This window comes from Polaromonas sp. CG_9.5, assembly GCF_035984465.1.
GTDB lineage: Bacteria > Pseudomonadota > Gammaproteobacteria > Burkholderiales > Burkholderiaceae_C > Polaromonas.
In genome coordinates, this window is the sequence record NZ_JAXCHR010000001.1 from 223602 (window position 1) to 238375 (window position 14774).

Here is a 14774-nt window from a genome sequence, read left to right on the forward strand (position 1 = left end):
GCGCTCAGACAAGAGCAGCCTGAAAATAAACCTGGGCATCAGGCGGGAGGACGCTGCCGGTCTGGTGGGCCCGCTCCAGCACCTGCCAGAAGTAGCGATAACTCGCGCGATCATGCAAATTACCATCAAAACTGATTGGTGCCCAATCTGCACGGGCACCAGCAGCTATTATTTTTGTAGCATTTTCGATGTCCGCCTCACTCGGGGCAAAGGCCTCAAGGATGGTGCGGATCTGACCCGGATGAATGCTCCACATCCGGGTATAGCCGAGTTCGCGCGCTGCACGGCGCGCCGCCAGCGTCAGGGCGGCGGCATCATTGAATTCCGTGACCACGCAATGCGAAGGCACTTTGCCGTACGCATGACAGGCAGACGCAATTTCGAGCTTGGCGCACACCACCAGCGGATGCGTGAACTGGCCCTGGCTGCTCATGGCATCGGCGGGAATCGCGCCGCCATGGCTGGACACAAAGTCCATCAAGCCAAAACTGAGCGACTGCACCCGGGGGTGGGCAGCAATTTCAAACGCGTTGCGCACCGCAAGCGGCGACTCGATCAGCACATGCAGAGGCAACTCTCCAGCCGATGCGGCCAGCAGCGCCTGCTCTGCCTTGAGCACGTCGGCGATACAATCCACCTTGGGAATCATGATGTGCGACAGCCGGCTGGCCGCTTGGCCGGCAATGGTGGCCATGTCAGACTCGAACGCCGGGTGATCGACTGCATGCACGCGAACCGCGACGCGGGCTTTGTCGCCGGCCAGCGCAGCCAGCGAAACCACCATCGCGGCGTGGTCGGCTTCACCGCCGACAGGCGCACCGTCTTCGCAGTCCAGCGTCACGTCGAAAACGCAGGCACCAAACTCTTCAATCATTTCGGCCTGCAGTTGCAGGCTCTTGCGCATTCGCGCCTCGACACCGCTGTAATGGTCGCAAACCGGCAGCCAAAGCGCTGCGGCCTGCGCCCCCAGAAGAACCTCGCGCGGATGCACCGCAGGAAAGGGCGCGATGCCGGGCGGGTTCATGCCTGCGCTGCGCACAAAGTTCATGGGTAGGCGCGGGATTTACAGCAGATGGGCAACGCCGGTCTGCTCGCCTTGCAGCTCTTCCAGCGTCTTGTTGATGCGTTCCTGGCTGAAGGCGTCGATTTCCAGGCCTTCGACGACTTTGTATTCGCCGTTTTCGCACGTCACGGGGAAACCGAACATCGTGTCTTTTGGAATGCCGTACTGGCCGTCCGACGGAACGCCCATCGTGACCCATTGGCCGTTGGTGCCCAGCGCCCAGTCGCGCATGTGGTCGATGGCCGCGTTGGCAGCCGATGCAGCCGAAGAAGAACCGCGCGCTTCAATGATGGCCGCGCCGCGTTTGCCAACCGTAGGCAAGAACGTGTTGGCGTTCCATTCCTGGTCGTTGATCATCTGGGCGACGCTCTCGCCGTTGATTGTGGCAAAACGGTAGTCGGCGTACATAGTGGGCGAGTGGTTGCCCCAGACGGTCAATTTTTCGATGTCGGCCACGGCCTTGCCGGTTTTGGCAGCGATCTGGCTGGCAGCGCGGTTGTGGTCCAGGCGCAGCATGGCGGTGAAGTTCTTGCGTGGCAGGTCAGGCGCGCTCTTCATGGCGATGTAAGCATTGGTGTTGGCAGGGTTGCCAACCACCAGCACCTTGACGTCGCGGCTGGCGACGGCATTGAGCGCCTTGCCTTGCGCCGTGAAAATGGCGCCATTGACGGCCAGCAGCTCGGCACGTTCCATGCCGGGGCCACGTGGACGCGAGCCCACCAGCAAGGCGTAGTCGGCATCCTTGAAGGCGGTCATCGGGTCGCTGTGTGCGGTCATTTCAACGAGCAGCGGGAACGCGCAGTCGTCGAGCTCCATCATCACGCCCTTGAGGGCCTTTTGCGGGCCGTCAACCGGAACTTCCAGCAATTGCAAAATCACGGGCTGGTCTTTGCCGAGCATTTCGCCCGAGGCAATGCGAAACAGTAACGCGTAACCGATTTGACCGGCAGCACCAGTAACTGCAACGCGGACGGGTTTTTTGCTCATGATTAACAACTCCAGGAAAGTTAAAAAATTTGTTGGATCAGAATTTGAAATGAGATTTCGGGGTCAGTCCGGGCGTTCGGGTGGAATAAAAGCACCTCCCGTACCTGAAAATCAGACAGACCGCGCGTTGTGCTCAGGGCGGCATTTTACGCTTGAAAACAAGCCCGGTCAATTTGTCTTATGTCTTATATAAGATATGATTAGGTCTGAGTTCATATCCGGGACAAACGCTGCACGGCGCAGGCTTGGTGCCCGGCTCAAATTCGCTGTATGGCAACTACCCCCTCTTTTTTACCTGACATTTCCCTGGCGCTCCATGCGCCAGAGCTGGCTGCGCCTGCAAGACTGACACCCGCCTTCAGCCCGTTGTACCAGCAAATCAAAGTCCTGATCCTGAAAAGCCTGCAGGCCAGCGAATGGAAACCGGGCGAGCCAATCCCCAGCGAGATGGAGCTGGCAGCGCGCTTTCGCGTCAGTCAGGGCACCGTTCGCAAGGCGATTGACGAACTAGCCGCTGAAAACCTGGTGATTCGCCGCCAGGGCAAGGGCACGTTTGTTGCCACGCATTCCGAACAGCATGTGCAATACCGTTTCCTCAGGCTCATGCCAGACAGTGGCGACATCAGCAGCGAAGGCCCGGCTGAAAGGCAAATCATCGAATGCAAACGGCTGCGCGCTACTGCCGACATTGCACGCCCATTGGCGTTGCGTACCGGCGAAGCCGTGCTGCAACTGCGCCGTGTACTGGCGTTTCAAGGTGCACCCACAATCGTTGAAGATGTCTGGCTGCCGGGCGGCCCGTTCAAGGGCCTGACCACTGACCGGCTGGCAAGCTACAGCGGGCCGATGTATGCGCTTTTTGAAACTGAATTTGGCGTCCACATGGTTCGGGCAGAAGAAAAAATCCGTGCCATTGCAGCCGATGCCGTTTCAGCCAGATTACTGGATGTTCCACAAGGCGAGCCCTTGCTGAGCGTCGAACGAATTGCCTACACCTACAACGACATTCCGATGGAACTTCGCCGGGGTCTGTACCGCACGGATACGCACCATTACAAAAATTCACTCAGTTAAGAAGAAGCCAGCGAAAGCCCATGACACTGTAAGCAATGCTGCATTGCAATAGAATTAAAATGTGGGCTTATCCATCAAGCCTTGCTTAGTTACCACCCGGTTACCACAACGAAAGCCAATAAAAATGACAGAGCTGGCATCCACTCAGCGCGCCAAGCGACCCGAGTTCCGCAATATCAACGCATTCACCGACCTTCCCAGCTATCGACTGCCACTTGCGGCCCTTGTCTCGATCCTGCACCGCGTCAGCGGGGCCATCATGTTCATCCTGATGCCCTTTATTATCTGGATGTTCGACACCTCGATTTCCTCCGATATTTCTTTTGCCCGCTTTAAGTCAGCCTTCAATCTGGGCATGCTGGGCGTGCCGGGCTTTCTCTGGAAACTGGTCGCACTGGCGCTGATCTGGGCCTATCTTCACCATTTCATGGCAGGTATTCGCCACTTGTGGATGGACACCAGCCATGAATCGGTCAGCAAGAGTTTCGGCCGGCAGTCTGCCGCCGTCACGTTGATCCTGAGCATTGGCCTGACGCTCGTGCTGGGTGCCAAGCTGTTTGGCCTGTATTAAAAATTGAAAGCTTGCAGCGCAGTGAACGTCGGAAGACGGCCCACGCTTCGCTCAACTGATTAAAGAAAGCAAATCATGTCTGTCAATTACGGCTCCAAGCGCATCGTTGTCGGCGCACACTACGGCACTCGCGACTGGCTGGCCCAGCGCATCACTGCAGGCCTGATGGCTGTTTTCACCGTGCTGCTTCTGGCGCAGGTGATTTTCAGCAAGGGCCCTGTCGGCTACGACCAATGGGCTGGCATCTTCTCGCACCAGTGGATGAAGGCGCTCACTTTCACCGTGATTGTTGCCCTCCTGATGCATGTATGGCTGGGAATGCGCGACATTTTGATGGACTACATCAAACCGGTCGGTCTGCGTCTGTTTTTACAGGTTTTCACCATTGTCTGGCTGGTTGCTTGCGCAGGCTGGGGTATTCAGGTGCTGTGGCGCCTTTAAACCGACAGGTCTTTCTCAAGTCAAACCCAGCCGCTTACGGCCTCCACGATTAAAAAAACATGACTGCTACTTCCAAACTTCCAAAGCGCAAATTTGACGTTGTCATCGTCGGTGCTGGCGGCTCCGGCATGCGCGCCTCGCTGCAACTGGCCCGTGCCGGCCTGAATGTTGCCGTTCTGTCCAAAGTGTTTCCGACCCGCTCGCACACCGTGGCGGCGCAAGGCGGCATTGGCGCGTCGCTCGGCAACATGTCCGAAGACAACTGGCACTACCATTTTTATGACACCGTCAAGGGCGGCGACTGGCTGGGCGATCAGGATGCCATCGAATACATGTGCCGTGAAGCTCCCAAGGTTGTGTACGACCTGGAGCACATGGGCATGCCGTTTGACCGCAACCCGGACGGCACGATTTACCAACGTCCCTTTGGCGGCCACACCGCCAACTATGGCGAAAAGCCAGTCCAGCGCGCTTGCGCTGCCGCTGACCGCACCGGTCACGCCATGCTGCACACGCTGTACCAGCAAAACGTCAAGGAAAAAACCAGCTTTTTTGTCGAATGGATGGCGCTGGACTTGATTCGCGACGAGGCCGGCGATGTGGTCGGCGTGACGGCGCTCGAAATGGAGACCGGCGACGTTCACATCTTTGAAGCAAAGACCACCCTGCTCGCCACCGGTGGCGCAGGCCGCATTTTTGCAGCATCGACCAACGCTTTCATCAACACCGGCGACGGCTTAGGCATGGCGGCGCGCGCCGGCATTCCGCTGGAAGACATGGAGTTCTGGCAGTTTCACCCCACCGGCGTTGCCGGCGCCGGCGTGCTGCTGACCGAAGGCTGCCGTGGCGAAGGCGCGATTTTGCGCAATTGCAATGGTGAACGCTTCATGGAACGTTATGCGCCCACGCTCAAAGACCTGGCACCGCGCGACTTCGTTTCACGCTCGATGGACCAGGAAATCAAGGAAGGGCGCGGCTGCGGCCCGAACAAGGACTACATCCTGCTCGACATGACACACCTGGGCGTTGAATCCATCGCCAAGCGTCTGCCTTCGGTGCTGGAAATTGGCCATAACTTCGCCAACGTTGACATCACCAAGGAAGCCATTCCGGTGGTTCCGACCATTCATTACCAGATGGGCGGCATTCCGACCAACATTCATGGTCAGGTCGTCACGCAAAATGCGGCCAACGAAAGCGAAGTCGTCAAGGGTCTTTACGCCGTCGGTGAATGTTCCTGCGTCAGCGTGCATGGCGCGAACCGCCTGGGCACCAACTCACTGCTCGACCTGCTGGTTTTCGGTATTGCTGCCGGCAACCATATTGTTGAGTACAACAAGACCACCACCCACAAGGCGTTGCCGGCTGACGCTGCCGACAAGTCGCTGGCCCGTATTGCACGCCTGGACAATGCGACTGACGGCGAATACGCACAAGACGTAGCCAATGACCTGCGCGCCGCCATGCAGATGCATGCTGGTGTGTTCCGCACCCAGGCCATTTTGGATGAAGGTGTCGCCAAAATCGCTGCCATGCGCGCCCGCGTTGCTTCCATCGGCTTGAAAGACAAATCCAAGATTTTCAACACGGCCCGCATCGAAGCGCTCGAAGTAGAAAACCTGATCGAAGTCGCAGAAGCCACCATCGTGTCTGCTGCGGCCCGCAAGGAAAGCCGTGGCGCGCATTCGGTCGACGACTACGGCGACACCCCAGAGCATCCGAACGGTCGCAACGACACCGAATGGCACAAGCACACGCTTTGGTACAGCGAAGGCAATCGGCTGGCCTACAAGCCCGTCCAGATGACGCCACTCACCGTTGAATCCGTACCGATGAAAACGCGTACCTTCTAAACGAGCGTCTGCGACCCCATAAATCGAAAGAATCGAGAACCCCCGATGACCAAACGTACTTTCCAGATTTACCGCTACGACCCCGATACCGACGCCAAGCCGTACATGCAAACCATCGAGGTCGAACTCGACGGCCATGAGCGCATGCTGCTGGACGCATTGATGAAACTCAAGGCGCTGGACCCGACCATCAGTTTTCGCCGTTCCTGCCGCGAAGGCGTCTGTGGCTCGGACGCCATGAACATCAATGGCAAGAACGGCCTGGCTTGCCTGACCAACATGAATACGCTCAAGGGCACCATCGTCCTGAAACCCCTGCCCGGCCTGCCAGTCGTGCGCGACCTGTTCGTCGACATGACGCAGTTCTTCAAGCAGTACAACTCGATCAAGCCTTACCTGATCAACGACAACGTACCGCCCGAAAAAGAACGTCTGCAAAGCCCTGAAGAGCGCGAAGAGCTGAACGGCCTGTACGAATGCATTTTATGTGCCAGCTGCTCCACGGCCTGCCCGAGCTTCTGGTGGAATCCTGACAAGTTCGTCGGGCCGGCCGGCTTGCTGCAAGCCTACCGTTTCCTGGCTGACAGCCGCGACGAAGCCACGGCAGAGCGCCTGGACAACCTGGAAGATCCGTACCGCCTGTTCCGCTGCCACACCATCATGAACTGCACCGACGTTTGCCCCAAAGGCTTGAATCCGGCCAAAGCCATCGGCAAAATCAAGGAAATGATGGTCCTGCGGACTGTCTGATCACGGCATTGCAATCCTCTTTCATGAACACACCGGACGCGCTGCTCGATGAGCGGAGTTTGAGCAAGTTACGGTGGCGCTGCCGCCGTGGCCTGCTTGAAAACGACCTGCTGATCGAGAAGTTTTTTCTTCGCTACCAAGCAACGCTCAGTGTCAGGCAAGCCCAAGGCTTGAATGATTTAATGGATTTGTCCGACAACGATTTGATGGACCTCCTGCTGCGACGCAAAGAGCCCGAACTGCTTTCTGATTTGCCTGCAAGGACAAGCGCCTCAACCCCCGAAGCCCTTGAAGTTTTAAGCATGCTGCGCCCTGGGGCTCCGGCTCCCTAACTCAACCCCCTCTGACAAGAGAGAAAGAACATTCATGAAGTTAGCTGACAACAAAGCCACACTGTCCTTCAGCAATGGCAGTCCCAGTGTTGATTTGCCCATTTATCAGGGCAGCGTAGGGCCGGACGTCGTCGACATCCGCAAGCTGTATGCACAAACCGGCATGTTCACCTATGACCCCGGTTTCCTGTCCACCGCAGCGTGCCAGTCTGCAATTACCTACATTGACGGCGACAAGGGCGAACTGCTGTACCGTGGTTACCCGATCGAGCAACTCGCCACTAATTGCGATTACATGGAAACATGTCACCTGCTGCTCTACGGTGAGTTGCCCAATGCCGATCAGAAAAAGGATTTTGTCAGCCGCGTGACCAACCACACGATGGTCAACGAGCAGATGCAGTTTTTCCTGCGCGGTTTCCGCCGTGATGCGCACCCGATGGCCATCATGACGGGTCTGGTCGGCGCCTTGTCGGCCTTCTACCATGACAGCACCGACATCACCAACCCCGAACACCGTGACATTTCAGCCATCCGCCTGATTGCCAAGATGCCCACGCTGGTGGCCATGGCTTACAAGTACACCGTGGGCCAGCCCTACATGTATCCCAAGAACAACCTGAGCTACGCCGGCAACTTCCTGCACATGATGTTTGCTACGCCTTGCGAAGAATACAAGGTCAACCCGGTGCTTGAGCGCGCTCTGGATCGCATTTTCACACTGCACGCTGACCACGAGCAAAACGCCTCCACCTCTACCGTGCGCCTGTGCGGTTCGTCCGGTACCAACCCGTTTGCGGCCATTGCTGCTGGTGTGGCCTGTCTCTGGGGCCCGGCCCATGGCGGGGCCAATGAAGCCTGCCTCAACATGCTCACCGATATCCAGAAAATGGGTGGCGTGGCCAAGGTAGGCGAGTTCATGGAGAAGGTCAAAGACAAGTCCTCCGGCGTCAAGCTGATGGGTTTTGGTCACCGCGTCTACAAGAACTACGACCCGCGCGCCAAGCTCATGCAGGAAACCTGCAAGGAAGTTCTGGCCGAGCTGGGCCTGGAAAACGACCCGTTGTTCAAGCTGGCCATGGCGCTGGAAAAGATTGCACTGGAAGACGACTACTTTGTCTCACGCAAGCTCTACCCCAACGTCGACTTCTACTCCGGCATTGTGCAGCGCGCCATCGGCATTCCCACACCTCTGTTCACCGCCGTGTTTGCGCTGGCACGCACCTCAGGCTGGATTGCCCAGCTCAATGAAATGATTGGCGACCCCGAGTACAAGATTGGCCGTCCGCGCCAGCTCTTCACTGGCGCGACCCAGCGCGACGTCAAGCCGCTGAACCAGCGTTAATTTTTTAAAAAGACTTTTCGGGTCTTTTCCAAGCCCGCCTGATGGCAACATCGGCGGGCTTTTTAACGTTATTTGCTCTTTATTTAATAGCGCACTGCGCCCACTCAGCATGCACCAGAGGCTGAAAACATTCATTTTTTGGCATTGCGGCAGTCATTTTCATAAAGTCCCCACTTGACAAGCCAGCCATCGCGTTTTGCGATGACAAGAACAATAATATCAAGGCAAAATTGCAATTCATCGTAAAACACGATGACTTTATTTCTATGTCCATCAAAAGCTCTGAACGCAACTTCACCCGACGCATCGACCTGACCTCGCTGCAGCTGTTCGTCGCCGTGTGCGAGCTGGGCAGCATTGGCAAGGCCGCCGAGCGCGAATACATTGCGGCCTCTGCCGTCAGCAAGCGCCTGAGCGACCTCGAAGCCACGCTGGATACGCCGCTCTTGTACCGCCACACCCGGGGCGTTGACCTGACACCGGCGGGCGAAAGCTTGCTGCACCATGCGCGTTCGGTGCTGTTCAGCCTGGAAAAAATGCAGGGCGAGTTGAGCGAATACGCCGATGGCGTGCGCGGCCATGTGCGCGTTCATGCCAGCATTTCAGCCATCATTCAATTTTTGCCCGAAGACCTGGGCGCGTTCATACGCCAGCACACAGAAATCAAGATTGACCTGGAAGAGCACCTCAGCACCGAAGTGGTCCGCGCAGTGCAGGAAGGCACGGCCGACCTGGGCGTGTGCAACACCGCCAACGGCATTGGCCAGTTGCAAACGCTGCCCTACCGCCATGACAAGCTGGTGCTGATTGTCCCCAGAGGCCACGCGTTGTCTGCGCAAGGTGCTATTCATTTTGAAGAAGCACTGGACTACGACCATGTGGGGCTGCACTCCAACAGTTCAATTTACCTGGCCATGCGGCAAGCCGCCGCCGCCGTCGGGCGCACCATCAAGCTGCGCATTCACGTCACCGGCCTTGATGCCATGTGCCGCATGATTCACAACGGCCTGGGCGTCGGTGTCATGCCGCAGCGCGCTTTTGACCTCATGCATGGCGTGGGCGAACTGGAATCCGTGCTGCTGCTCGATCCCTGGGCAGACCGCCAGATCGAACTGGTGGCACGCGACTTTTCCACCCTGCCGCTGACTGCGCGGCTGCTGGTTGATCACCTGACGCAGCCACAGTCAGCCCCGCCCGCATCCCCCTAAAATCACCCACAAACCACGCTTTGAAGGAAAACTCTATGGGACGCACCCTCTACGACAAAATCTGGGACGAGCACGTCGTTCATACCGAAGAAGACGGCACCTCGATTCTGTATATCGACCGCCACCTGGTCCATGAAGTGACCAGCCCGCAAGCCTTTGAAGGGCTGCGCGAAGCTGGCCGCAAGGTCTGGCGCATCAGCTCCATCGTTGCGACTGCCGACCACAACACGCCCACCACCGGCTGGGAACTGGGTTACGACGGCATCACGGACTTGGTCAGCAAAGAGCAAATCCTCACGCTGGACAGCAACATCAAGGAATTCGGCGCGGCGGCCTTCTTTCCGTTCATGTCCAAACGCCAGGGCATCGTGCATGTGATTGGCCCTGAAAACGGCGCAACGCTGCCCGGCATGACGGTGGTTTGCGGCGACTCGCACACCTCGACGCATGGCGCGTTTGGCGCGCTGGCCCACGGCATAGGCACCAGCGAAGTCGAGCACGTCATGGCCACGCAAACCCTGCTGGCCAAAAAAGCCAGGAATATGCAGATCTTGGTCGAAGGCAAGTGCGCGCCCGGCGTCACCGCCAAGGACATCGTGCTGGCCATCATTGGCAAGATTGGCACGGCGGGCGGTACCGGCTACACGATTGAATTTGCCGGCTCGGCGATCCGCGCGCTCAGCATGGAAGGCCGCATGACGGTCTGCAACATGGCCATCGAAGGTGGCGCGCGCGCCGGCCTGGTTGCCGTGGACCAGAAAACCATTGATTACGTCAAGGGCCGCCTGCTGGCCCCCGGCACCGACCCCAAGACCGGCCAATTTGTCGGCGGCCCCGAATGGGACATGGCCGCACGCTACTGGGCCACGCTGCATTCGGACGCCGACGCCCAGTTTGACGCCGTGGTCGAACTCGACGCCAGCCAGATCCTGCCGCAGGTGAGCTGGGGCACGTCGCCTGAAATGGTGCTGTCGATTGAAGGCCGCGTGCCCGACCCGGAAAAGGAAAAAGACGCCAACAAGCGCAGCGCCATCGAACGCGCGCTGACCTACATGGGTCTGGAGCCGGGCAAGGCGCTCAATGACCTGTACATCGACAAGGTGTTCATCGGCTCGTGCACCAACAGCCGGATTGAGGACATGCGTGAAGCCGCTGCCATCGTGAAAAAAATCGGTCAGAAAGTGGCTAAAAACGTGAAGTTGGCAATGGTGGTTCCGGGCTCTGGCTTGGTCAAGGAGCAAGCCGAGCGCGAAGGGCTGGACAAGATTTTCATCGCCGCCGGCTTCGAGTGGCGCGAACCGGGTTGCTCCATGTGCTTGGCCATGAACGCTGACCGGCTGGAGCCGGGCGAGCGTTGCGCGTCCACCAGCAACCGCAACTTTGAAGGCCGACAAGGCGCCGGTGGTCGCACCCATCTGGTCAGCCCGGCGATGGCCGCTGCTGCTGCCGTGCATGGGCACTTCGTGGATGTGCGCCAGTTTGCCTAGGCCGCGCAATGGGCATCGTTTTGTTGTTGATCGCGTTCTTTGTCGCGGTCGTCGCTTTCCACATCACCCAGTGGTTGTTGCGCGGAAAAAGCTGGGCACCATGGCAAAAGTGGCTGATGGCCTGGGCCTCGGCCCTGGCATTTGGCGCTGCCGGTTTTGGCGTCGCGATTTTGGCCTTTAGAACGCCCTCGGGGCATTTTTAAAAAATCATCAAATGAATAAGTTCACCCTGCACACCGGCCTCGTGGCCCCGATGGACCGCGAGAATGTCGACACCGACGCCCTCATTCCCAAGCAATTCCTCAAGTCGATCAAAAAAACCGGCTTTGGCGTAAATTTGTTTGACGAGTGGCGCTACCTGGACGCCGGTTTTCCGGGCCAGGATCCGGCCAGCCGCAAACCAAACCCCGACTTCGTGCTGAACCAGCCGCGCTACCAGGGCGCGTCCATCTTGCTGGCGCGCAAGAATTTTGGTTGTGGCTCCAGCCGCGAACATGCGCCGTGGGCGCTGGACCAGTTCGGCTTTCGCGCCATCATTGCGCCCAGCTACGCCGATATTTTCTTCAACAACAGCTTCAAAAACGGCCTGCTGCCCATCGTGTTGCCCGAAGCGCAAGTGGCCCAACTGTTTGACGAAGTGGCCGCCTTCCCCGGCTACCAGCTCACCATTGACCTGGAACGCCAGGTCATCGTCAAGCCGCAAGGCGATGAATTGCCGTTTGACGTGCAGGCGTTTCGCAAATATTGCCTACTCAATGGCTTTGACGACATTGGCCTGACCTTGCGGCAAAGCGACAAGATCAAGGCTTTTGAAGCTGAACGGCTGGCAAGCAAGCCCTGGCTGAACCACACCGTCCCGGTTTAATACAAATTAATGGTCAAATCATGCTCTTGCGCATGCCAGATGGGCGCAAGCAGCTATAAAAAAGAGAGTAAAAAAATGAAAATCGCAATTCTTCCCGGTGATGGCATCGGCACCGAAATCGTCGCTGAAGCGGTCAAGGTGCTCAACGCTTTGGACCTGAAATTTGAAACTGAAACTGCGCTGGTGGGCGGTGCCGCCTACGACGCGCACGGCCACCCGCTGCCCGAAGCCACGCTCAAACTGGCCAAGGAGGCCGACGCCATCCTGTTCGGTGCGGTCGGTGACTGGAAATACGACACGCTGGACCGCCCGTTGCGCCCCGAGCAAGCCATTTTGGGCCTGCGCAAAAACCTTGGTCTGTTCGCCAACTTCCGCCCGGCCATTTGCTACCCGCAACTGGTCGATGCGTCGAGCTTGAAGCGCGAACTGGTGTCGGGCCTGGACATCCTGATCATCCGCGAGCTGACTGGCGACATTTATTTTGGTCAGCCGCGCGGCCGCCGCATTGCAACGGACGGACACTTTCCCGGTGCCGAAGAAGCCTTTGACACCATGCGTTACTCGCGTCCCGAGATTGAGCGCATCGCCCATGTCGCTTTTCAGGCCGCCCGCAAGCGCGGCAAACGCGTCACCAGCGTGGACAAGGCCAACGTGCTGGAAACTTTCCAGCTCTGGAAAGACGTGATGACTGAAATCGGTCTTCAGTACCCTGACGTGGCGCTCGACCACATGTATGTCGACAACGCCGCCATGCAACTGGTCAAGGCGCCGAAAAAATTTGACGTGGTGGTCACCGGCAACATGTTCGGTGACATCCTGAGTGACGCCGCCGCCATGCTGACCGGCTCCATTGGCATGCTGCCTTCGGCCAGCCTGAACGACAAGAGCCAAGGCTTGTACGAACCCAGCCACGGCAGCGCACCCGACATTGCGGGCAAAGGCGTGGCCAATCCGCTGGCGACGATTTTGAGCGCGGCGATGATGCTGCGATTTAGCTTGAATCAGCCCGAAGCTGCTGCCCGCATCGAAAAAGCTGTGGACGCCGTGCTGACGCAAGGCCTGCGCACGCCCGACATTTACAGCGAAGGCACGAGGAAAGTCGGCACGGTGGAAATGGGCGCTGCGGTGGTAAAGGCACTGGGCTAAAGCTGGCCATTCCTTTTTCTGGTCGCCACCACGCGATAGCGCCGTGTCAGCCAGCGAAAAGGCAGCCGTCGTTACAATAAGCGGATGTGTAAAAGTCTTGTTGCCGTCAAATTTCCTGCTGCTTTGCCAGCAGGATGCGGCGCACCGGTTCTTGCACAGATCATCCCAACGACCACCATTAAAGGCTGACAAGCCCGGTTCGTCGTGCCCTCCGGCCCGATGAGCCGGGCCAAAAAGCCGATTTTTTCGTACTTTTTAAGGGCAACCCCATGAAACTCAAAGGCAATCTCACAGGACTCGTCGGCTGGCGCGGCATGGTCGGCTCGGTCTTGATCGACCGCATGCAGGCCGAAGGCGACTTCGAACTGATCGAACCGGTTTTCTTCTCGACTTCAAACGCCGGCGGCCAGGCCCCGGCGCAGGCCAAGAACGAAACTACCCTGCAAGACGCTTTCGACATCGACGCCCTAAAGAAGTGCGACATCATCCTGAGCACGCAAGGCGGCGACTACACCTCGGAAGTGTTTCCAAAACTGCGCGCCGTTGGCTGGACCGGTCACTGGATCGATGCGGCCTCAACCTTGCGCATGAACGACGACGCGGTCATCGTGCTGGACCCGGTGAATCTGCCCGTCATCCAGAACGCGCTGGTCAAAGGCGGCAACAACTGGGTCGGCGGCAACTGCACCGTCAGCTGCATGCTGATGGGCGTGGGTGCGCTGTACAAGGCCGGACTGGTCGAATGGATGACCAGCATGACGTACCAGGCGGCGTCCGGCGGCGGCGCGCAGCACATGCGCGAGTTGCTGAACCAGTACGGCACGCTCAACAGCGAAGTCAAGGCGTTGCTGGACGACCCTAAATCGGCCATTCTTGAAATCGACCGCCGTATTCTGGCGAAGCAACAGTCGTTGACTGCCAGTGAAACCGCCAACTTCGGCGTTCCACTGGGCGGCAGCCTGATTCCCTGGATCGACAAGGATCTGGGCGACGGCATGAGCAAGGAAGAGTGGAAAGGCGGCGCCGAAACCAACAAGATTCTGGGCCAGGGCGCCAGTTTTGGCACGGCTGCAACGCCGGTCGATGGTTTTTGCGTGCGCATTGGCGCGATGCGCTGCCACAGCCAGGCGCTGACCTTCAAGCTCAAGAAAGACGTTCCGCTGGCTGACATTGAGGCCATGATTGCCGCTGACAACGCCTGGGTCAAAGTGATCCCCAATACGCGGGAGGCTTCAGTCAAAGACCTGACCCCCGTCGCGGTAACAGGCACCATGCAAATTCCGGTCGGACGCCTGCGCAAGCTGGCGATGGGGCCTGAATACCTGGGCGCTTTCACGGTGGGTGACCAATTGCTGTGGGGCGCTGCCGAGCCGTTGCGGCGCATGTTACGCATATTGATTGAAGCCTGAGCCTGAAAGTACACCGGCTGACAACATACAATATTGCTTCGTAACAAGTTGCTTCATTGCGTTGTCGTCAGGCTACGGATAAAAGCGGGGATTTCCCTGCATATCCTGGGTGTCAGCGCATTAGGCAATGTCTCAACTTGTCAGCGCCAAACCTTGATGTTAAGGTTGTTTTTCAAAAATCAGCATCAAGGATTCTGTGCGCTCAAGCAGTAATAAGTTTTTTTCAGTCCGAGTACCGGAGGC

General features: G+C 58.1%; 14 protein-coding genes. 12 read left to right on the forward strand and 2 right to left on the reverse strand.

Features of this window, described 5'->3' with window-relative positions; all coding sequences use genetic code 11:
• Positions 1-4 precede the first annotated feature (4 nt).
• Both RCH06_RS01040 and RCH06_RS01045 read right to left on the reverse strand, forming a co-directional pair.
• Complete coding sequence (locus RCH06_RS01040) at positions 5-1048, reverse strand: HpcH/HpaI aldolase/citrate lyase family protein (protein ID WP_327079570.1); 1044 nt, start codon at positions 1046-1048, stop codon at positions 5-7.
• Positions 1049-1063: 15 nt separating this feature from the next.
• Complete coding sequence (locus RCH06_RS01045; RefSeq protein ID WP_327079571.1) at positions 1064-2050, reverse strand: malate dehydrogenase; 987 nt, start codon at positions 2048-2050, stop codon at positions 1064-1066.
• 270 nt (positions 2051-2320) lie between these two features.
• Between RCH06_RS01045 and RCH06_RS01050 the strand changes: the two genes are divergently transcribed.
• The 12 genes from RCH06_RS01050 (at position 2321) to asd (ending at position 14531) form a co-directional block, all read left to right on the forward strand.
• Positions 2321-3124: a GntR family transcriptional regulator gene (locus RCH06_RS01050; RefSeq protein ID WP_327079572.1), complete on the forward strand. Its 804-nt coding sequence runs from the start codon at positions 2321-2323 to the stop codon at positions 3122-3124.
• Between the two features lie 124 nt (positions 3125-3248).
• A complete protein-coding gene (gene sdhC / locus RCH06_RS01055) occupies positions 3249-3695 on the forward strand; it encodes a succinate dehydrogenase, cytochrome b556 subunit (RefSeq protein WP_327079573.1) in 447 nt (148 codons plus the stop codon).
• 75 nt (positions 3696-3770) lie between these two features.
• Positions 3771-4136 carry a succinate dehydrogenase, hydrophobic membrane anchor protein gene (sdhD, locus tag RCH06_RS01060; protein ID WP_327079574.1) on the forward strand — a complete coding sequence of 122 codons (366 nt, stop codon included), beginning with the start codon at positions 3771-3773 and terminating at the stop codon, positions 4134-4136.
• A gap of 59 nt (positions 4137-4195) precedes the next feature.
• Entirely contained in the window at positions 4196-5989 is a 1794-nt protein-coding gene (gene sdhA / locus RCH06_RS01065; protein WP_327079575.1) for a succinate dehydrogenase flavoprotein subunit, read from the forward strand.
• Between the two features lie 45 nt (positions 5990-6034).
• On the forward strand, positions 6035-6739 hold the full coding sequence (locus tag RCH06_RS01070) for a succinate dehydrogenase iron-sulfur subunit (protein ID WP_327079576.1): 705 nt from the start codon (positions 6035-6037) through the stop codon (positions 6737-6739).
• Positions 6740-6762: 23 nt separating this feature from the next.
• Complete coding sequence (locus RCH06_RS01075; protein WP_327079577.1) at positions 6763-7071, forward strand: FAD assembly factor SdhE; 309 nt, start codon at positions 6763-6765, stop codon at positions 7069-7071.
• Between the two features lie 34 nt (positions 7072-7105).
• Positions 7106-8416: a citrate synthase gene (gltA, locus tag RCH06_RS01080; protein WP_327079578.1), complete on the forward strand. Its 1311-nt coding sequence runs from the start codon at positions 7106-7108 to the stop codon at positions 8414-8416.
• Positions 8417-8688: 272 nt separating this feature from the next.
• Positions 8689-9624, forward strand: a complete 936-nt coding sequence (locus RCH06_RS01085) for a LysR family transcriptional regulator (protein ID WP_327079661.1) — start codon at positions 8689-8691, stop codon at positions 9622-9624.
• Between the two features lie 35 nt (positions 9625-9659).
• Positions 9660-11111 (forward strand): 3-isopropylmalate dehydratase large subunit, encoded by a 1452-nt coding sequence (gene leuC / locus RCH06_RS01090; RefSeq protein ID WP_327079579.1) that lies wholly within the window; start codon positions 9660-9662, stop codon positions 11109-11111.
• A gap of 214 nt (positions 11112-11325) precedes the next feature.
• Positions 11326-11976: a 3-isopropylmalate dehydratase small subunit gene (leuD, locus tag RCH06_RS01095; RefSeq protein WP_327079580.1), complete on the forward strand. Its 651-nt coding sequence runs from the start codon at positions 11326-11328 to the stop codon at positions 11974-11976.
• A gap of 75 nt (positions 11977-12051) precedes the next feature.
• A complete protein-coding gene (gene leuB, locus RCH06_RS01100; RefSeq protein WP_327079581.1) occupies positions 12052-13122 on the forward strand; it encodes a 3-isopropylmalate dehydrogenase in 1071 nt (356 codons plus the stop codon).
• A 269-nt stretch (positions 13123-13391) separates the two neighbouring features.
• Complete coding sequence (gene asd, locus RCH06_RS01105) at positions 13392-14531, forward strand: aspartate-semialdehyde dehydrogenase (protein ID WP_327079582.1); 1140 nt, start codon at positions 13392-13394, stop codon at positions 14529-14531.
• Positions 14532-14774: the final 243 nt, after the last annotated feature.

Bases quoted from the DNA above. Each gene is read 5' to 3' on its own strand.
- RCH06_RS01040 (WP_327079570.1), bottom strand. From the start codon at position 1,048: ATGAACTTTGTGCGCAGCGCAGGCATGAACCCGCCCGGCATCGCGCCC.
- RCH06_RS01045 (WP_327079571.1), bottom strand. From the start codon at position 2,050: ATGAGCAAAAAACCCGTCCGCGTTGCAGTTACTGGTGCTGCCGGTCAA.
- RCH06_RS01050 (WP_327079572.1), top strand. From the start codon at position 2,321: ATGGCAACTACCCCCTCTTTTTTACCTGACATTTCCCTGGCGCTCCAT.
- sdhC (WP_327079573.1), top strand. From the start codon at position 3,249: ATGACAGAGCTGGCATCCACTCAGCGCGCCAAGCGACCCGAGTTCCGC.
- sdhD (WP_327079574.1), top strand. From the start codon at position 3,771: ATGTCTGTCAATTACGGCTCCAAGCGCATCGTTGTCGGCGCACACTAC.
- sdhA (WP_327079575.1), top strand. From the start codon at position 4,196: ATGACTGCTACTTCCAAACTTCCAAAGCGCAAATTTGACGTTGTCATC.
- RCH06_RS01070 (WP_327079576.1), top strand. From the start codon at position 6,035: ATGACCAAACGTACTTTCCAGATTTACCGCTACGACCCCGATACCGAC.
- RCH06_RS01075 (WP_327079577.1), top strand. From the start codon at position 6,763: ATGAACACACCGGACGCGCTGCTCGATGAGCGGAGTTTGAGCAAGTTA.
- gltA (WP_327079578.1), top strand. From the start codon at position 7,106: ATGAAGTTAGCTGACAACAAAGCCACACTGTCCTTCAGCAATGGCAGT.
- leuC (WP_327079579.1), top strand. From the start codon at position 9,660: ATGGGACGCACCCTCTACGACAAAATCTGGGACGAGCACGTCGTTCAT.
- leuD (WP_327079580.1), top strand. From the start codon at position 11,326: ATGAATAAGTTCACCCTGCACACCGGCCTCGTGGCCCCGATGGACCGC.
- leuB (WP_327079581.1), top strand. From the start codon at position 12,052: ATGAAAATCGCAATTCTTCCCGGTGATGGCATCGGCACCGAAATCGTC.
- asd (WP_327079582.1), top strand. From the start codon at position 13,392: ATGAAACTCAAAGGCAATCTCACAGGACTCGTCGGCTGGCGCGGCATG.